Consider the following 20,122-nt stretch of genomic DNA (forward strand, 5'->3'; position numbering starts at 1 on the left):
TATGTGGTATGAAGCTGGCTAGCGATGATGGCTGCCAGCCTTTACGGCATCAGGTTAGGCACAGGCAGGAGAGGAAAATGCTTTATCTTAATATTTTTCTTAAACGAGTCTACGATGTTCATCCTCCTTATGAGCCAGATATTTTTCTGATAGATCGTCTGTGGCCACGTGGAATAGCTAAAGTTCGTCTGAACGGTGTTATTTGGCTTAAAGATATCGCCCCAACGAATGAACTGCGAAAACAGTTTCATCAACAAGGGGACTGGCAGGCTTTTGTAAAAGATTACACGATGCAATTAAATAGCAATGCTGCTGTATGGCGTCCGTTGCTTGAAATAGCAAAGAAACGACCATTAACTCTTCTCTACGGCAGCAAAGACGCGCAGCATAATCACGCTATCGTATTGAGAAACTATTTGCTTGCTGAATGTGTATGATTTAATGCAAAGAGGGCGAGGATATAAACAGATAATTCCGGTTGGGAGTGAAGAAGAATAAGGTTGGAATGATATCTGCCGCTTGCTCTACATAACCCACTCTGCCTTTAATTGAATTTAAGATAATTCTTATTCTGACGCGGTGGGTGATTGGTGAGCTGGCGGTTTTTATTAACTCAACGAAACCCAATGCTATACGGCTATTGTATGACCCCTCATTGAATACCATCCCCATTAGCGACAATCAAAGGGATGATACTGTTTATTAATATAAAAAACAGAACGCTAACAAATTCTGTAAATTAGCCAAGTACAGGGGTGGACTGTGGATGATATAAGTCGATATTCGGTAAGCTGTCTTTAAAAAAACAATAAACCTATTGGGCTAAATGAATTTTCTTTTCTTTTTCTACAGATATTTTCGTTCGTAATTATATCTAGGTTAATAAACTACTCATTTCTACACGCGATCTTCTTCCTCTTAAAACTAATCAATGTAATTTGTTGAATTTTAATGATTTTTTGTTGTGTTTTCAAATATTTATTCCGTCGGTTTGGCGCGACCCTTTACCCCAGGGTGTTGGGTTGGGTTAGACTATTTGGCTGCTTATTGTGCTTTTAGTGGTGGGGAGTGGTGTGAATGCGCTTAAAATATCGGTTAAGTCAGGCTATTGACCTTGCTTTTTGAATAAATTATCTTTGTAAGAAATCGATAGAAGTCTTTTCTTTAAGATACTCTAATTAACATATTGCAATCTTTTCATCTCAATTGAGTCTCACTTTTTATTGGGATAAGGATGTTGCTCGATAGTACTGTTTTATGATTAAACAAAACGTTCGCTGAAGGGTTATAAAATGAGTAAAGCGATATCAACGCTGCTGCGTCCATTTCAAAGACCCAGAATGTCTATATTGGCATTGTTTGTTTCAGGGCTAGCAGTTAATCCAGTTGTCGCAGATACACACTATGATTCATTAATTATTCAAGCAAGGGGTGGTAATACTGCGCCTATTCTAGATTTCCTACAAAAAGAGTCTTCTGCAAGAATGCTTAATAGCGGGAAGGTTGCTGACTGGCTACAAATTGCCGGTTGGGCAGGGCACGATAATGACGTTATTGCCGTTTATCAACGTTATCAATCCAGCATGCAAATACCCGCCAGAGGATTGGCTGCGGTAGCGCGCGCCTATCGTAATCAAAAACGTTGGGATCAGGCGTTAGCACTCTGGCAGGCCAGTTTGAAAGCTGAGCCTAATAACACCGAATTGATCAGTGCGATGATCATGACACAGGCTGACGCCGGTCGTGATAACGAGGCATTACAAAAAGCCATCGAGCTGGTGAATAAGTCGCCTTCTGCCCAAAGCTATCTGGCGCTTTCCTATTTGCACAGCGCGGCCAATCGTAACTACGCTGCGCTGGAGGCGGCGACCAAGGCAATGGATTTTACGCCGGTCTCCCCCGAAGTGATAAAGAACTATGTTGCCATGCTGCAAAAGAACCGTGTGGCGGCTCCCGCATTAAAAGTTGCGCAGGAAAATAGCAAATTATTCACTCCGGCGCAGATGCGGCAGCTTGAAAGAGACGCACTGGCGGAAAAAGTACGCCAGGCTAGCCTGCCGACACGCAGCGAACAAGAGCGTTTTGATCTGGCCGATCAAGCGTTGGAACAATATCTGGCGCTGTTGATCGCGTGGCAGAACAACCCCGAAACCCAGGCGGACTATCAGCAGGCGCGTATTGACCGACTGGGGGCAATGCTGGCGCGCGCGCAAATGACCCGTCTGATTAACGATTATGAAGCGATGCAGCGTGAAGGTTATACCCTGCCAGGCTACGCGCAGCGCTGGGCGGCAAGTGCCTATATTGATCGCCGTCAGCCGGAAAAAGCAGCGGCCATTCTCAGCGACATGTACTTCAAAGACGGTAAAACCGTAGCGAAGAATATGGGACTGGAAGATATTGATGCTACCTATTACGCATTGCTGGAGAGCGAGCAGTTGGATAAAGCGCAGGCCTTTGCCAGTGCGGTGAGCAATCAGGCACCTTATCAGCTGTTTATGTATAACCTGCCGGTCAGAACACCAAATGATGAATGGTTGGAGGGGCAGTTTTTACTGGCTCAATCGGAAGTTAATTCTGATGAATTACCGGCGGCTGAACGTCGTTTAACCAAACTGACCAGTACCGCTCCGGTCAATATGGATCTGCGAATTGCATTAGCCAAAGTGTATGCCACGCGTGGCTGGCCGCGCCGGGCAGAGAGAGAGCTGAAGCAGATTGAAGGCCTAGAGCCGAGCAGTATCACTCTTGAGGCGGCGCAGGCTGAAACCGCTTTGGCGTTGCAAGAATGGCGGCAGTTTGAATTATTGATTGACGATCTGGTTGCCCGCGTGCCGGAAAACGTCACCACTCAGGAGCTGGCTCGTCAACGTCAAATTCGTCATATGTCGGAGCTGCGTATTTCCGGCGGACGCACCTTGGCATCGGATAGCCCACTTAGCGGTAAAAATGATCAGGGCATTGAGGCGCTATTATATAGCCCGCCCATTGATGAAAACTGGCGCGTATTTACCGGCGGTTCTTTTGATAATAGCCATTTTGAAGAAGGCCGTGGCATCAACCGGGTGCTACGTTTAGGGGCTGAATTTACTGCTCGCAATAACTGGATAGAAGCTGAGGTCGCCAACCATAATTATGGCTATGGCAATAAAGCCGGCGGACGCTTATCCGCTTGGCATGACTTCAATGACCATTGGCGCATCGGAGGTTCTGCGGAGAAGCTGGCAAAAAACACGCCGCTTCGTGCTTTGAAAAATAATGTTAATTCGGATAGCGCAAACCTGTTTGTCCGTTGGCATGGCAGCGATCGTCAGGATGCACAGCTAAGTGTGACACCGTCACATTTCTCTGATGGTAACCATCGCTGGGAATACGCATTTAATGGTCGCCAGCGGGTGTACACCGCGCCGTACTGGTCCGTCGATCTGAATCTGGATTTGTCCAGTAGCCAAAATACCAAAGAAGACACCTTGTATTACAACCCGAAAAGGGACTTCTCTGCCGTGCCGTCGCTGACTTTCGACCACATTTTATACCGTCGCTATAAAACCGTTTGGAGCCAACAGCTTCAGCTCGGCGCTGGGACGTCTTGGGAAAAGAATTACGGAACCGGAGCCGTAACCTCCGTGGGTTATGGTCAGCGCATTCAGTGGAATGACGTAGTGGATACCGGTGTTTCTGTAACCTGGGATAAGCGCCCGTACGATGGGAAACGGGAACGTGACGTCCAGCTATCTTTTGACCTGAACTATCGCTTTTAAGGAATCCTCTCCATGCCGATATTCTCATTCTTAATCCGGCTGCTCGTGGTTGGGATAGTAACGCTGGTGCCTGCCTCTTACGCAGAGTCAGAAATACCGGAGTTTACCCCACCGGCGATGCGGACGTTGCCGCAAAGTGAAAAACCCTGGAAAACTAATGATTTTGTGGTTATCGCTTACCACGATGTGGAAGACCTAGCTGCCGATCAGCGTTACCTCAGTGTGCGTAGCAGCGCATTGAACGATCAATTTGCTTGGTTGCGGAACAATAACTATGTTCCGGTCTCCATTGAGCAGATTTTGACCGCGCGTAATGGCGGGAAACCTTTGCCGAAAAGGGCAGTTTTACTGACGTTTGATGACGGTTACAGCAGCTTTTACGAAAGGGTTTATCCGCTGCTGATCGCCTATAACTGGCCAGCATTATTAGCGCCGGTTGGCACCTGGCTGGATACGCCGGCGGATAAAAAGGTGGACTTTGGCGGATTAATGACTGACCGCAAGCGCTTCGCTACTTGGGAACAGATCCGTGAAATGTCACGATCTGGTTTAGTCGAAGTCGGTGCGCATACCTATGCTTCTCACTATGGAGCCAACGGTAACCCGCAAGGGAATACCGAACCGGCGGCGGTGAGCCGTATATTCGACCGTAAAACCAAAACCTATGAATCGGAAGCCGCTTACCGTCAACGCATGGAAAAAGACGTGGCGCTGATTACTGAGCGGGTCAAACAGGCTACGGGAAAATCGCCACGGGCTTGGGTCTGGCCGTATGGTGCGGCAGGGGGCACGGCGCTGGAAATTGTCGCCAACCACGGTTATCAACTGGCCTTTACGTTGGAGCCAGGTATTGGCAACGTGAATAATTTAATGAATATTCCGCGCATTTTGATCAGTAATAATCCTTCAATCAAAGATTTTGCGCAGTCCGTCAATAGCGTGCAGGAAAAAGAGATCATGCGCGTGGCGCACGTTGATTTGGATTATCTGTACGACCCTAATCCTGTCCAGCAAGGGAAAAATCTGGATAAACTGATTCAGCGTATTTATGACCTGCGGATAAATACCGTATTCCTACAGGCATTCTCTGATCCAAAAGGCGACGGCAATATTCGTCAAGTGTATTTCCCTAACCGTTGGATACCAATGCGTGCTGATTTGTTTAACCGGGTTTCATGGCAGCTGGCCTCTCGCGCTGGGGTGCGGGTTTATGCTTGGATGCCGGTTCTGGCTTTCGAAATGGACCCTAAACTGCCGCGTATTCAACGGATAAATATCGAAACCGGAAAGGTTGATGTCGATCCCAAAGCGTATCGTCGCCTGACGCCGTTTAATGCGGTAAACCGTCAACGTATTATTGAAGTGTATGAAGATTTGGCGCGTTATGCGCCGTTCTCCGGCATTTTATTCCACGATGACGCTCTGATGAGCGATTTCGAGGATGTTTCTCCGGATGCGATGGCGGCCTACAAAAAGGCTGGTTTCCCTGATTCCATTCAGGTTATTCGTCAGAATCCAGAAACCTTCAACCGCTGGACTCGGTTTAAGAGCCAGTATTTAACTGATTTTACCAATCAGTTAATGGCGCACACCAAAGCGATTCGTGGGCCGCAGATTAAATCTGCCCGCAATATTTACGCTATGCCGGTTATCGATCCGAAAAGCGAAGCTTGGTATGCCCAAAACCTCGATGAGTTCCTAGCGAATTATGACTGGGTGGCACCGATGGCGATGCCGTTGATGGAAGGCGTGCCAATGTCAAAATCTGACGAATGGCTGGCGAATATGGTGAAAACCGTGGCTAAACGGCCGGGGGCTTTGGATAAAACCGTCTTCGAATTGCAAGCCTTAAACTGGAAAAAAGCCGAGGGGCAGGAGGAAATCAGCGGCGCAGTGTTGGCTGATTGGATGCGCCAATTGCAGCTTAATGGCGCGCAGAACTTTGGTTACTACCCGGATAACTTCATTACCAGCGAACCCTCGCTGGAGACGATTCGTCCTGCGATCTCATCAGCCTGGTACCCACTGAAATGACCGATAGAATAATTGCTTTTATTATCTTATGTTTAGTGCTGAGTATCCCTGCGGGAATGGTGCTGATGTTCACCGGGGATGTTCTGCTCAACTTCGTGTTTTTCTACCCGTTATTTATGTCAGGAATCTGGATAACCGGTGGGGTCTACTTCTGGCTACGTCGTGAGCGACATTGGCCGTGGGGTGAAGATGTTGAACCGCCGGAACTGAAAGGTAACCCGCTGGTTTCCATTTTGATCCCATGCTTTAACGAGGGATTGAACGCACGGGAAACCATTCACGCGGCGCTGGCGCAGACCTATCAGAATATTGAAGTGATCGCCATTAACGACGGCTCCAGCGATAACACTGCCGAAGTATTGGATGAGCTGCAAAAGGAAGATAGCCGCCTGAGGGTGCTACATCTGGCTCAAAACCAAGGTAAAGCGATCGCTCTGCAAATGGGCACCGCCGCCGCGCGGAGTGAATATCTGGTGTGTATCGATGGAGATGCGTTGCTGGATAAACATGCAGTGCCGTATCTGGTCGCCCCGATGATCGAAAATCCACGAGTGGGGGCAGTGACGGGAAACCCGCGTATTCGAACCCGTTCCACATTGATAGGACGTATTCAGGTCGGGGAGTTTTCTTCCATTATCGGTCTGATTAAGCGTACTCAGCGGGTGTATGGGCAGGTCTTCACCGTTTCCGGCGTGGTTGCGGCTTTCCGCCGCCGGGCGCTGGCCGATGTGGGATACTGGAGTCCAGACATGATTACCGAAGATATCGATATCAGCTGGAAGCTACAGGTGCGGCATTGGTCGGTGTTCTTTGAACCGCGCGGTCTGTGCTGGATTCTGATGCCGGAAACCTTGCGAGGATTGTGGAAACAACGTTTACGTTGGGCGCAGGGCGGTGCAGAAGTCTTCCTCAAGAACATGTTCACGCTGTGGCGCTGGCGTAATCGTCGAATGTGGATACTGTTCCTCGAATATTCGCTTTCTATTACCTGGGCCTTTACCTACGCCATCAGCATTCTGTTGTTCTTCGTTGGTTATGTGGTGCCATTGCCGCCGGGTATTTATGTAGAAAATATATTCCCGCCGGCGTTTACCGGCATGGTGCTAGCGTTGACCTGTTTGCTCCAGTTCGCCGTTAGTCTGGTGATCGAACGCCGTTACGAGCCGAAACTGGGCATGTCGCTGTTCTGGATCATTTGGTATCCGATGGTGTACTGGATGTTGAGTTTATTTACTACGCTGGTAGCTTTCCCAAAAGTGATGCTGAAAGTGAAACGTAAGCGTGCCCGTTGGGACAGTCCGGATCGCGGTATTGGGAGAATCAAAGAATGAGTGCGCCTCTGATTCAAACCGAGCAGCGTTTGCTGCCGAGATTGATAGATATCATCATTACCGCGTTTGCCTGGTGCGGTTTTATCTATCTGTTTGTCAATGGATTGTTTGCCACTGTCCATAATGCCCCGCACGCGGGGCCAATTCCGGTGCATATCTATCTGTTGGAAGGGCTGAGTACCATTGTGATTTATTTACTGATTGCGTTATTTAACGCCTTGGTACTGATCGCATGGGCAAAATATAACCAGGTTCGTTGGCGGGTTGAGCGCCGTCAGCATCGTCCTCATTTAGAGGATCATGAATTAGCCAGCACCTTATCGGTTCAGGCTGAATTAATTGCTGAGTTAAAAGGCGGTAATAATTTTGTTCTGTATAACGATGAGGATGGACGTTTGGTGGGGGTGAAACTCGGCAACCGTCAAGTAAATTAAATATTCTGATAATGAGCATCCCTCGGTCTGGCTGGGGGATGCTTACTTTAACCCGATGCTTTACGATCGGTGATCGGTTAGGACTCTTCGTTATCATCGCCGTAATATAAGGTGCCGATGCGAATAATATCTCGCCCCTGCGTTTTGCGGTGTCGGTTGGAATCACGTAGGGAATAAATGCAGCCACAATATTCCTGCTGATAGAATTTTTCCCGCTTACTGATTTCAATCATGCGCGATGAACCGCCCATTTTTCGCCAGTTATAATCCCAATAACGAATCCCTGGATATTTATCCGCCGCGCCTTTACCACAGTCATTTATTTGCTGCATATTTTTCCAGCGGGAAATGCCCAACGAGCTAGAAATGACGTTAAAACCGTGTTCATAGGCGTACAGCGCAGTGCGTTCAAAACGCATATCGAAACACATGGTGCAGCGAATTCCTCGCTCAGGTTCCTTCTCCATCCCTTTGGCTCGTTCGAACCAGTTATCGCTATCGTAATCGGCGTCAATAAAGGGAATATTATGCTGCTCTGCGAAGCGGATATTCTCATCTTTACGGATCAAATATTCACGTTTGGGATGAATGTTCGGATTATAAAAGAAGATGGTGTACTCGATGCCTGACGCATTTAGTGCTTCCATGACTTCGCCGGAGCAAGGCGCACAGCAAGAATGGAGCAGAAGTTTACTCTGGTTATCAGGCAGAGTGAGTTTGGGACGAATAAAGTCAGGCATATTTTTAACCGTAAATTTAAGTAGTTAGCCTTAAGTGTGTCGCATTCTTTTCTTTGGGTAAATCATTTTACGTTTATTTAACGCCATTTAGGAATAGATGCAACAGCGAGGGCTGAATCGTTTACCGTTGATTTTATGATCAATAGTTGACGAATCATACTGCCGCATTCCTCCTTTTTCCTTTCGCTTATGTTAGCTTGGAACCGGGAAAAAGATGGCGAGCGTTTTCAATTTATAAAGGGGATAGCCGTGAGATTAAATGAGTTTGGACAAGCAATTGGCGATGAATTGGCCGTTTGGCAACGGGCATTGTTACCACAAAAAGAAGTGCTAAGCGGTCGTTTCTGTTATCTGGAACCCGTCAATATGGCCAAACATGAAAAACAGTTATATCAGGCTTATCACAGTATTGAGGACGGTCGCGATTGGACTTATCTCTTTAAGGAGCGTCCGGAAACAGAGGCCGAGTTTCATGACTATATGTTAAGCATGATTAACGCGACCGATGCCGTGCATTATGCCGTGATGGATACTAATGACGGCCATGTATTAGGCACCGTTGCTTTGATGCGTATTGATAATAGCAATGGCGTAATTGAGATTGGCGCGGTTAATTGGTCTCCGTTACTGAAAAGAAACTCTGCCGGAACCGAAGCCATATATCTTTTACTCAGCTACGTGTTCGATACCTTAGGTTATCGCCGTTGTGAATGGAAATGTGATTCCTGCAATGAACCTTCTCGGAATGCGGCTAAACGCTATGGTTTTAAATACGAAGGTCAATTCAGACAGGCCATAGTGGTAAAAGGGCGTAATAGAGATACCGATTGGTTCTCGATTATCGATGGTGAATGGCCGGAGGTTAAGCGAGCGATAACACAATGGTTATCAACAGAAAATTTCACCGCTGACGGAAAACAAAAGAAACGCTTACAGGATTTTCAAACGGCGATTTAAGCTATTTGCTGCCTTGGGTTATTCAGGTGATTGCGTGTTCTATGAGCAGGGAAGCTTATATGATTAATGTGCACATTGGAGCTATTGTCGGCTTCTATTATGTTGGAGACAGGCAAAGGATAAATAATGGAAATCGACCGTTTCTTAATAAGAACAAAAAACGTACAGAAAAAATAAATTATACTTTTTTACACTTGCAGCACGCGAAATGTGAGAGTGTCATTATACTGTAATCATCTGGCGGTAATTTTCACACGGTGTACAGCTTAGGCTGTTGTTTATCACTGCGAGGATCGCTAATGGTAAAGTCCTGGTTTGGGCTGTTGAGACAAAACCAAGTATTCACTTCAGAAACTCGTTGTAACGAGGGCCGGCTTACCGACCCTGAATGGTCAACCAAGATCCAAAATCCTCCCTCTGATTTTTTATGTTCATCCCTGATGAGTTCCCTCTGCATTAATCTGAACCAGACAAAACCGAATCGGGTTTATCGTTCAGGTTATTTGCATTTTTCATTGGCTCTTATTGGCTGCAAAGGAAGCCAAAAACCTAATCCGTATGTGAAACATAATCGCGCAGGCAATGACTGCTGCGGTAGGTGAAACAAACTGTAAGGTGCCACTATGGGAAGACAAAAAGCAGTGATCAAAGCTCGTCGTGAAGCGAAGCGCGTGATTAGACGTGATTCACGTAGTCATCGTCAACGTGAGGAAGAGAATGTGACATCGTTAGTTCAAATGGGCGGTGTTGAATCTATCGGTATGGCGCGAGACAGCCGCGATACCTCCGCTATCTTGGCACGAACCGAAGCTCAGGGTCATTACTTGGAAGCCATAGCCAGTAAACAGCTCATCTTTGCCACCGGCGAAGCGGGATGTGGCAAGACTTTTATTAGCGCGGCCAAAGCGGCGGAAGCGCTCATTCATAAAGAGATAGATAGGATTATTGTTACCAGACCTGTCTTACAGGCTGATGAAGATCTGGGCTTCCTGCCTGGTGATATTTCCGAGAAGTTTGCGCCTTATTTCCGTCCGGTTTATGACATTCTACTACGCCGTTTAGGATCGTCATTTATGCAATACTGCCTGCGACCGGAAATAGGGAAAGTCGAGATTGCTCCCTTTGCCTATATGCGCGGACGGACGTTTGAAAATGCGGTGGTGATTCTGGATGAAGCCCAGAACGTAACCGCCAGTCAGATGAAAATGTTTCTGACTCGACTGGGTGAAAATGTGACGGTAATCGTTAATGGTGATATTACCCAATGCGATTTACCACGCGGTGTGAAATCGGGCCTCAGTGATGCGCTGGAACGTTTCTCCGAAGATGAAATGATCGGCATTATTCGTTTCGACAAACAAGACTGTGTGCGTTCGGCATTGTGTCAACGTACATTAAATGCCTATACCTGATAATACTGTCGTGAGATTCAAAAACAGATTGATGGATGCGGAGTCAGTTTAGAATCGACGGTGGGATAGGTTGGAATAAACGCTAGCGTAATAGGCGGTACAACCGTTAGCCATTCAACAGTAGGTTGTACGACAGACTATTTTAATGTTCTACAGGCCTCCGATATCACTATCGGGGGCCTGATGCTTTTTAACCTCAGCCAGGTTTTATTGCTAAAAAAATGACTCTTGCGCCGAAATATTTTCATCGAGAATGAGATTTGTCTCTTTGAAGCGCAAGGATTCCAGCCGATAAAATATTGGCCTTATTTACATCATTCGATTTCGCTGACATGAATCCTTAGGCTTTATTACCACTGGCTACGAGAGTGAATCGGGGAAATCTGGGCGACTCACCGGTTATTTAGCCAACATGGCGTTTAAAGGGGGCCGAGGGTAAAAGTGATGAAGGGTTTGCCGCTGAATACGATGGCGTAATCAATGCGACCAGGCTGGTTCGGGTATCTGAATATTCTATTTGTGAATGAGGTTAGTTGGAAATGGCGCGGCGTTTATTTGGCGCAGGGCATTAATTCAGGTAACAGCGATTCAAGCATCGTTGGATACAAACAAAAAAGGCAAGCCAGAAGCTTGCCTTTGGTTATTTATGTCGATTCAGAATTACAGCATTATGGTCATCATATAAGCGGCGAACAGTGCCAAATGTGCCGTGCCGTTTAACACGTTGGTTCTCCCGCTGGAGAACGACACCTGACAAAGCACTAATACGCTGACCATCACCACCATATGGGGAGCTTCCAGACCAAAGGTTAATTCCTGTCCGGTTAATACTGCAATCAGGGTAACGGCGGGAACCGTCAGGGAAATAGTAGCTAATACGGAACCGAAGAATAGGTTCATTGCCCGCTGAACCTGATTAGCCAATACGGCTTTTAATGCGCCCAAACCTTCTGGTGACAGGATTAATAGGGCGATCAGGAAGCCGGTAAATTTGGCCGGCGCATTCAGTTCAGTCAATAAACTTTCCAGCGGGTTGGCGTCAAATTTGGTGACCGCAATAACGGCGATCAGGTGTACCAGCAGCCAGCAGGTATGCCATAGGCTACTGTGTGATGAAGGTTTGCCGTGGTGCGGATCGCTCGGATCATCGCTTTCATCTTCGTGTTCATAGACAAAAAGACTTTGGTGAGTCTTGGTTTGAATAACCAGGAAGACGCCGTACATGGCTGCAGAAATAACCGCTACGACCAGCGCTTGCGCGACGCTGAAATTTCCGCCGGGTAGGGTAGAAGGCAAAACCAGAACAATAATTGCTAATGGGAATATCGCCATTAGATATTGTTTTATGCCAACTAAATTAACATGTTGGGTGGCAAATTTTCGACCGCCCAAAAGCAGGGATACACCGACCAGCCCGCCAACTACAATCATAATAATGGAATATAACGTATCCCGCATTAGCGCTGGGGCTGCGTCACCCGTGGCCATCATGGCGGAAATTAAGCTCACTTCGAGTACCACGACGGAGAGGCTAAGAATCAGCGATCCGTAGGGTTCACCGAGGCGATGAGCCAGCACATCGGCATGGCGAACCACGCTGAAAGCGCTACTAAGAATGGCGACCAGAGCAATTAGGTTAATGACAATGATAGCGGTGAAGTTATTGGTATTGCCCCAGACGTTGAGAATAGCCAATGCGATAACAGGCAAAATCAGGGAATACTCATGATGGCGAGATTTAGATCGGCCAGGATCGTTTTGCGACTTCATTTGAGGTGCGCTCCTTATTATTTTATAGCTCTAAAGTGGCGTTAACTCCGTTTGACGCACATAAAGCGGCTATTTACAAAAAAATGAGACTAAGATTAACAAATAACAAGGGTTTGGCAGAGTTTCTTTACACGTTTTTTAAAAACAATGGTATTTGGTTAATTAGCTTATTAAGAATGGACATATCAGGGCGATATGTCCAAGTGGATATAGGATTTATTTTGAAACTTAACCGTCGAGATTATCCATCACATCATGGCGCTTCTGATGGTAAGCCTCTTCATTCATCCCTTCGCGCCAGTAAGGGACGGCGTAAAGCTGATCGCGTTCACAGCCTTTTTCGCGGCGTAAATAGCGGCGTAGTCGCACCACTAACTTGTCTTCACCAGCCAGCCAAAACATCACATTTTCCGTAGGTAAGGTGAAAGAACAGAATTGAGTGACGATTTCATGAGTTTTCTCAGTTCCTCCGATAACCCAATTTAGCTCAACGCCAGCAGGTTTACGTAGATCCAGCACGTCCTGCGCGCTATCTATGCGTACGATTACCTGACCTTGCGCGTGAGCAGGCAAGGTTTCTAACAGCGCGGCGATAGCGGGCAGGGAGGAAGGGTCGCCAACCAGATAATAATGCTGTGCTGGTGGTAACATCGGCTGTGGGCCGCCGGGATTGCTGATGCCGATCCAGTCATTTTTTTGAGCATGGCGGGCAAAATCTACCGCCGGACCTTGGTGATCGTGAATGGCGAATTCAATATCAATTTCACCGGAAGCAGGGCGCACCGCGCGTACCGTATAGGTGCGTACAATCGGGCGCATTTCCCCTTCCGGCCAGATAGGGCCTTTATCGGTTAACACGGGCAATGCGGGTTGGGTTTGCCCCGGCTGAGGCAAAAATACTTTCAGATGCGAAGCGGCACAGTCTGCTGGATAGTTAGCTAATGAATCACTGTGGAAAGTAATACGTCGCAGGTGCGGTGAAATATCCAGCACTTCTTTAACTTGCACCCAACGAGGTGGCGCAGGGCGTTTCGTGGCGGCGGTGGCGGCGGTGTCTGTAGTCACTCTCTCATCCTTTTTATTCTATTGGATATTCAGCTAATTTGGCTGCAGCGGAATTGATGAAGCAATTGTATCACCGAGTTATGTGAATGATAATTATTTGCATGAACTGAAAGTGCTATAGAGCGTGCGATGGCTGGATGATTTGGAATGGCTATTAAGCTCGTAATTCATCTGACTATTTATTCTGCTGTGTCAGCCGACTCTGGTAGTGCAGAATATTCAGTATCCGCTGCTGGCAGTAGAAAGAGATCAAGATGCTATCGATTATCAGAGATAAAATTAGGCGGCGGGGATAATCCCTCCGCCCTTATTGAGGATTTCAATCAAACTAGATCGTCACTATCCGGAATGAATTGAATTCGGACTTCGGTGCCGCCCTCTGGCCGCTGGCGTATTTCGCAGTGTCCACCCAGATTGTTCGCGCGATCCTGCATAATCATCAGCCCGTAGTGGTTGGGCCGCGCGCTGCTGTCGCCAATACCCAATCCATTATCCTGAACCACCATCACCACCTCATCGTTATCGCGATAAACCCGAATGGAAACTTCGGTAGCCTGAGCATGTTTATAGATATTGCTTAAAGCTTCTCGAGCGACCTGTACCAAATGAATAGATTGATGAACAGGAACCAAATCATTAGGTAACTGATAATCCAGATTAACCGGAATACCGATACGTTCGCTGAACTCGGCTGCGGTCGCTTCTAACGCGGCGCTTAGCGTAGCTTGGCTCAGTTTAAGCCGGAAGGTGGTTAACAATTCTCTTAGCTGGCGATAGGCGATGTTTAACTCTTCGCGCATTTGCTGCATCAATATCTTACTGGTTTCAGGAAGATCCCGGGTTTGCTGCTGCAGGCAACTGATCTGAATTTTTAGGCAGGAAAGGGATTGAGCAATAGAATCGTGTAACTCGCGGGCAATGGCTGAGCGTTCATTCATGAGTAGCAATTGCTGTTGATGCTTGGCCTGACTCTCAAGCGCCAGCGTGCTGGTCAACTGTTCTACCAGCATGTGGATCAGCTGGAACTGCTCATCACTCAGAGGATGATTCACGGGCTGTTTAGCCAATAATAAGCCGTATTGTTCTAGCTTATCGCTGAGACTCCAGCTCAGCGATTCCCACTGTTGATCTGGCGTCAAGGCGTTTTCCAACTCCTGACTGCTAATAATGGTTCCCTGCGCAGTATGCAGCGGATTAGCCTGACCTTCGCCCCCCTCTTTATACAGGCAAATCTGAATGTTCTTCAGCGGCGTTAATAACTTAAGCTGATTGATTATGGGCTCTAAACGATCGGCCAACGGCTGGTGGGTATGTAATTCCTGGCTGCTTTGGTAAAGAAAGGCCAGCACCTGATTTTTCTGCTGCAAATCAGCGGTTTTTTCAGCCACGCGCTGTTCCAAATCGGCATAAATCAATGAGAGTTCCTGCGACATACGATTTAATGCCAGACCGAGTGTGCCCATTTCGTCACGGTGACGAGTCAGGGAATAACGATGGCTGAAATCCCCTCGGGCAATGGCATTCGCCATGGTGATCAGCTGCAGCCATGGGCGAAGCAATCGGCGGCGTAGATAAAAGGTTGTGGCAAGTAACAGGATCAGGGTCAGCGCGATGAAAATCCATTGGATGACGGAGACCAGAACAATACGCTGTTCGGTTTTGTGATCGATAGCGAGTACCAGAGCATCCAACTGGTGAACGAAACTGGCAACCTGCTCAGCGGCGTCTTCGGGGCGTTGAGCCTGCTGTAAACGAGGTTTAAGCGTTTGGGTCCAGTACTGATTTAGCTGCTGGTATTGTTCGGTTAATCCTTCTCGTTGCAGGGATTGTTGCAAGTCAGCGCTGGTTTTATCCTGCTCTAGCGCATCGAGATAGGGTAAATCATGGCTATCCAGCGGCACCATCGAGAGCAAACGGTAGCTTTGCATGCGTAGTGATCCGGCCTTATTGATAGCGTGGGCGTTACCCTGAATACTTTGAGCCATCCACGAAGAGATACTCATGCCGGCCAGTCCCAGCAGGCCTAAGAGCAGCATTAGCAGGGCAACCTGATTAACAATCGGGATCAGGTAGCGTTTCATTCAGCGGAATTCCTTTGAGCAATAAACGCCGCTACCTTACCGTTTTTGTAGATAAAGTGTTAGTGCTAATGGCTCTTCATTCCTGCAGCGGTCATCAGCATACGGAACAGCATGGAGACGGCCAGTAGTGCTAATACGCTGCCGCACCAAATCAGCACCAGCCAGCCTAATTTTTTCCACCAAGGTACCGGTGTTGACGGCTTTGTCGAGATGGGAACCGTTTTTTTAAACATAGGATTTCCTGTTGTTCAAATGAATCCGATCGGGCTGGGTTCGCCAGCCCGAAGAAATCAGTGATAGCCCTGATCGTGATTGATTTTTCCCCGGAACACGTAGTAGCTCCAGAAGGTATAAACCAGAATAATCGGGATAATAAACAGCGCGCCGACTAGCATAAAACCGAGGCTTTGCATGGGCGCGGCGGCGGCCCAGAAAGTAATGGATGGCGGAATCAGATAAGGCCAGACGCTGATGCCCAAACCGCTGTAGCCGAGGAAAACCAGCAGCAGCGTCAGCAGGAAGGGCGCATAGTGGCCGCGATTTTTGACGCTGTGCAACAGCGCACAGGTGGCGATCAACACCAGAATAGGCACCGGAAGGAACCAGTAGAGATTAGGCAAGCTAAACCAGCGCTCGGCGATTTGTGGGTGCGCCAATGGCGTCCACAGACTAATCGCGCCGATAACCAGCAGCATGAGTAAGGTCAGCGGCGTAGCCAAGCGCAGCATGGTATATTGCAAATGGCCTTCGGTTTTCATCACCAACCAGGTACAGCCCAGCAACGCGTAAGCCACGACCAGCCCCAAGCCAGAGAACAAAGCAAAAGGCGTCAACCAGTCGAAAGGACCGCCGGTATAGGCGCGACCCGTGACTTCAAACCCGTTGATAAAGGCGCCCAGAACCACGCCTTGGGTAAAGGTAGCCAGCAATGAGCCGCCAATGAACGCTTTATCCCAGATATGCTGTTTTTCCGGCGTAGCTTTAAAGCGAAATTCGAAGGCGACACCACGGAAAATCAGCCCTAATAGCATCAACGTGAGAGGGATGGTGAGTGCGTCCAGAATAACCGCATAGGCCAAGGGGAATGCGCCAAACAGCGCTGCCCCGCCAAGAACCAGCCAGGTTTCGTTGCCATCCCAAACTGGGGCGACGCTGTTCATCATCAAATCCCGATCGCGGCTGTCTTTCACCAACGGGAAAAGCATTCCGATGCCGAGATCGAAACCATCCATCACCACATACATCATGGTGCTGAAAACAATAATAACGAACCAGATTAGTGGAAGATCCATACCCATAATTAGCTCCTGCGGCTTTCAGAATGGTTATTGTCTAGGCTATCACTGACGGCGGATAGCGGTCGTGCCGGGGTACGCTGTTGGCCGGGGCCGCCTTGTTCCGGTGAGTCACCTTCGTGTTTGACAGGGCCTTTGCGAATCAGGCGCATCATGTAGGCATAACCCACGCCGAACACCGAGCAATACACCAGCAGGAAGGCGAGTAGCGTGATGCTCATATGGATTTCGCCGTGGCCGGAAACCGCATCTTTTGTTCGCATCAACCCGTAGACTACCCAAGGCTGGCGTCCCATTTCAGTGGTAAACCATCCGGCCAGCAAAGCGATCAAACCGGACGGTCCCATCCATAAGATAAAGTTTAGGAAAGCTCGGTTTTGGTATAAACCACCGCGCCAGCGTAACCACAGGCTCCACACGCCAGCCAGAATCATCAACATCCCCAATGCCACCATAATACGGAAGGCCCAGAACACCGCGGGTACGTTAGGCCGATCTTCCGGCGGGAAAGATTTCAGCGCGGGCACCTGTTTATCCAAGCTGTGAGTCAGAATCAGGCTGCCCAAATAGGGAATTTCCAAAGCAAAATGGTTTTTTTCCTGCGCCATATCCGGTAGACCAAAAAGCACTAACGGCGTTGCCTCGCCGGGATGATTTTCCCAATGCCCTTCGATAGCGGCAATTTTAGCTGGCTGATGTTCCAGCGTATTCAAACCGTGGGCATCGCCAATCAACGCCTGAATCGGGGCGACGATCAGTGCCATCCACATCGCCATCGACAGCATTTTACGCATAGCGGAAGTATCGCGGCCACGCAGTAGATGCCAGGCGGCAGATGCCCCGACAAAGAAGGCGGAGGACAGGAAGGCGGCGGTAGACATGTGTGCCAATCGATAAGGGAATGACGGGTTAAAGATCACTTCAATCCAGTCCAGCGGCACCACCTGCCCGTTAACCACTTCAAAGCCTTGCGGCGTTTGCATCCAACTATTGGAGGCTAAAATCCAGAACGTGGACATCAGCGTGCCGAGCGCCACCATGCAGGTGGCAAAAAAGTGCAGGCCGGGGCCAACGCGATTCCAACCGAACAGCATCACACCGAGAAAACCGGCTTCGAGGAAGAAGGCGGTTAACACTTCATAAGTCAGCAAGGGGCCAGTAATACTGCCGGCAAATTCGGAGAAAAAACTCCAATTGGTGCCGAACTGGTAGGCCATAACCAAACCGGACACCACGCCCATACCGAAGTTAACCGCAAAGATTTTTGACCAGAAATGGTAAAGGTCGCGGTAGTCCTGATTTTTGGTTTTTAGCCACAGTCCTTCCAGCACCGCCAGAAAACTGGCTAAGCCGATAGTGATTGCCGGAAAAATAATATGAAACGAAACGGTGAAAGCGAACTGAATGCGGGCCAGTTCTAGTGCAGTTAACCCAAGCATAGGGACCCCTTATCAAACATGGTACTTCCTTCTATTTTTCATAGCGGTATATCGCAATTACGTTGCAGGTGATGGCTATCGCCGTGAAACAGACAGCGCCCAACCGGAAAACCCTGTCCTTGTGGAAGATTTATTCGAGGCAATTGCTGAGATCCTAAACCGGTCATGCGGCGGCTTCATCAATGACCGAGATGGTTTTTCGGGCTGGCGGGCTTGGCAGCAAGTTAACCACAGGTTAAAGTAGGTATAATAGTGACAGTTAACGCAATATTACCTATAACAGATGACTTATGACACGATATGAGCAATTAGCCAGTCAGATCCGTACCCAGATTCAGTCAAAAGTATGGCAGGCCGGGGATAAACTGCCATCGCTGCGGGAAAGCTGTAAGCAATCGGGGCTGAGTCTGATGACGGTGGTGCAGTCATACCAACTGCTGGAAAGTCAGGGCTGGATCGTGGCGCGACCGCAGTCTGGTTACTATGTGGCGTCCCGACCTACCCAGCTACCGCAGCCGCAGCGCGGTACCAAACTGCATTTGTCCGAGCAGGTCGATATCAATGCCTTTATCTTTGACGTGCTACAGGCGGGGAAAGATCCGGCGATTGTACCCTTTGGCTCTGCTTTTCCCGATCCCTGCCTGTTATTGCAACCGAGGTTATCCAAAGCGCTGGCCAGCGTAGCGCGGAAAATATCACCGCAAAGTTCGGTCACTAACCTGCCGCCGGGTAACGAAAGCCTGCGAAGGAATATTGCCCAACGCTATGCTGCCAGCGGTATGAATGTTTCGCCGGAAGAAATTGTGATTACCGCCGGTGCGATGGAGTCTCTGAGCCTGAGTTTGCAGGCGGTGACGGAGCCGGGAGACTGGGTAGTGATTGAATCGCCGGCATTTTATGGCGCATTACAGGCCATTGAGCGTTTGCGATTAAAAGCCATTGCCATTACCACCCATCCGCAGTTAGGTATCGATCTGGATTCCCTAGAGCAGGTTATCGGCCAATATCCGATTAAGGCCTGCTGGCTGATGACTCATTTCCAGAATCCGCTGGGTTCCACCATGCCGTGGAGCCATAAAGAGCGGTTGGTCAACCTGTTACAGCAGAACAATATCTCGCTAATAGAAGATGACGTGTATGGCGAGCTGTATTTTGGCGCGGAACGTCCGCTGCCCGCCAAGGCACTGGATCAGCATCGTCAGATTTTGCACTGCTCCTCCTTTTCTAAATGTCTGGCACCTGGTTTTCGGGTCGGCTGGGTGGCGGCGGGGACTCACGCTCAGCGTATTCAGCATTTACAACTGATGAGCACCGTTTCTGCCAGCGTACCCACTCAACTGGCTATTGCCGATTATCTCACTCAGGGTGGGTATGATACGCATCTGCGCCGCCTGCGGCGGGTCATGGAACAACGGTTGAACACTATCCATCAGGCGGTGGCAGAAGCTTTCCCAAAAAACGTGAAAATCAGTCATCCCGGCGGTGGTTTCTTTTTATGGGTAGAAATGGAACCGCCGTTTAGTACCAATGAACTTTATCTTCGTGCGTTAGAGCAGGGGATCAGCATTGCGCCAGGGCGGATGTTCACTACCGGTAAGCAGTTTGATCACTGTTTCCGCCTCAATGCCTCCTTCCCGTGGAGTAGCCACAGCGAGCAGGCAATTAAAACCCTCGGCCAATTGGTTTATCAGCTCAGTGCGCGTCGCTAGAGAGGAGGATTCACAGCGCGAACACACTTAACTCTTTTCCAATCACATCATGGGTGAGAATCATGCTCACCCATCGACCTGCCGCCAGACACAA

At 48.6% G+C, this 20,122-nt stretch carries 15 protein-coding genes; 8 read left to right on the plus strand and 7 right to left on the minus strand.

The annotated features are described in order from the left end of the window. Positions 1–77: 77 nt before the first annotated feature. From AD970_RS07150 to pgaD, 5 genes are all read left to right on the plus strand, one after another. Positions 78–437, plus strand: a complete 360-nt coding sequence (locus AD970_RS07150; protein ID WP_049597615.1) for a DUF488 domain-containing protein — start codon at positions 78–80, stop codon at positions 435–437. 855 nt (positions 438–1,292) lie between these two features. Next, positions 1,293–3,761, plus strand: coding sequence for a poly-beta-1,6 N-acetyl-D-glucosamine export porin PgaA (gene pgaA, locus AD970_RS07155; protein ID WP_049597616.1), 2,469 nt, complete (start codon positions 1,293–1,295; stop codon positions 3,759–3,761). Positions 3,762–3,773: 12 nt separating this feature from the next. After that, positions 3,774–5,795, plus strand: coding sequence for a poly-beta-1,6-N-acetyl-D-glucosamine N-deacetylase PgaB (pgaB, locus tag AD970_RS07160; RefSeq protein ID WP_049597617.1), 2,022 nt, complete (start codon positions 3,774–3,776; stop codon positions 5,793–5,795). Next, positions 5,792–7,126, plus strand: coding sequence for a poly-beta-1,6-N-acetyl-D-glucosamine synthase (pgaC, locus tag AD970_RS07165; protein ID WP_049597618.1), 1,335 nt, complete (start codon positions 5,792–5,794; stop codon positions 7,124–7,126). Before pgaB ends, pgaC begins: the two co-directional genes overlap by 4 nt. Beyond that, a complete protein-coding gene (gene pgaD, locus AD970_RS07170; RefSeq protein WP_049597619.1) occupies positions 7,123–7,560 on the plus strand; it encodes a poly-beta-1,6-N-acetyl-D-glucosamine biosynthesis protein PgaD in 438 nt (145 codons plus the stop codon). The genes pgaC and pgaD overlap by 4 nt, the downstream gene beginning before the upstream one ends. A 77-nt stretch (positions 7,561–7,637) precedes the next feature. On the opposite strand, the gene AD970_RS07175 is transcribed toward pgaD, so the two are convergent. Continuing rightward, a complete protein-coding gene (locus AD970_RS07175) occupies positions 7,638–8,300 on the minus strand; it encodes an epoxyqueuosine reductase QueH (protein WP_049597620.1) in 663 nt (220 codons plus the stop codon). Between the two features lie 249 nt (positions 8,301–8,549). Here AD970_RS07175 and AD970_RS07180 point away from each other — a divergent pair, with 249 nt between their 5' ends. Then, complete coding sequence (locus AD970_RS07180; protein WP_049597621.1) at positions 8,550–9,257, plus strand: GNAT family N-acetyltransferase; 708 nt, start codon at positions 8,550–8,552, stop codon at positions 9,255–9,257. Positions 9,258–9,880: 623 nt separating this feature from the next. After that, positions 9,881–10,669, plus strand: a complete 789-nt coding sequence (gene phoH / locus AD970_RS07185) for a phosphate starvation-inducible protein PhoH (RefSeq protein ID WP_049597622.1) — start codon at positions 9,881–9,883, stop codon at positions 10,667–10,669. Positions 10,670–11,329: 660 nt separating this feature from the next. Here the strand turns inward: phoH and chaA are convergent. From chaA to AD970_RS07210, 6 genes are all read right to left on the minus strand, one after another. Next, positions 11,330–12,439: a sodium-potassium/proton antiporter ChaA gene (gene chaA / locus AD970_RS07190; protein ID WP_049597623.1), complete on the minus strand. Its 1,110-nt coding sequence runs from the start codon at positions 12,437–12,439 to the stop codon at positions 11,330–11,332. A 228-nt stretch (positions 12,440–12,667) separates the two neighbouring features. After that, complete coding sequence (locus tag AD970_RS07195) at positions 12,668–13,504, minus strand: siderophore-interacting protein (protein ID WP_049597624.1); 837 nt, start codon at positions 13,502–13,504, stop codon at positions 12,668–12,670. Positions 13,505–13,827: 323 nt separating this feature from the next. Further along, positions 13,828–15,585, minus strand: coding sequence for a nitrate/nitrite two-component system sensor histidine kinase NarX (gene narX / locus AD970_RS07200; protein WP_049597625.1), 1,758 nt, complete (start codon positions 15,583–15,585; stop codon positions 13,828–13,830). 65 nt (positions 15,586–15,650) lie between these two features. Beyond that, positions 15,651–15,818, minus strand: coding sequence for a DUF2474 domain-containing protein (locus AD970_RS18765; protein WP_072080609.1), 168 nt, complete (start codon positions 15,816–15,818; stop codon positions 15,651–15,653). A 57-nt stretch (positions 15,819–15,875) separates the two neighbouring features. Then, positions 15,876–16,883, minus strand: a complete 1,008-nt coding sequence (cydB, locus tag AD970_RS07205) for a cytochrome d ubiquinol oxidase subunit II (RefSeq protein WP_049597626.1) — start codon at positions 16,881–16,883, stop codon at positions 15,876–15,878. Positions 16,884–16,885: 2 nt separating this feature from the next. Then, positions 16,886–18,319 (minus strand): cytochrome ubiquinol oxidase subunit I, encoded by a 1,434-nt coding sequence (locus AD970_RS07210; RefSeq protein WP_049597627.1) that lies wholly within the window; start codon positions 18,317–18,319, stop codon positions 16,886–16,888. Positions 18,320–18,609: 290 nt separating this feature from the next. Here AD970_RS07210 and AD970_RS07215 point away from each other — a divergent pair, with 290 nt between their 5' ends. Continuing rightward, a complete protein-coding gene (locus AD970_RS07215; RefSeq protein ID WP_049597628.1) occupies positions 18,610–20,028 on the plus strand; it encodes an aminotransferase-like domain-containing protein in 1,419 nt (472 codons plus the stop codon). Positions 20,029–20,122: the final 94 nt, after the last annotated feature.

The organism is Yersinia nurmii, assembly GCF_001112925.1.
Lineage (GTDB): Bacteria > Pseudomonadota > Gammaproteobacteria > Enterobacterales > Enterobacteriaceae > Yersinia > Yersinia nurmii.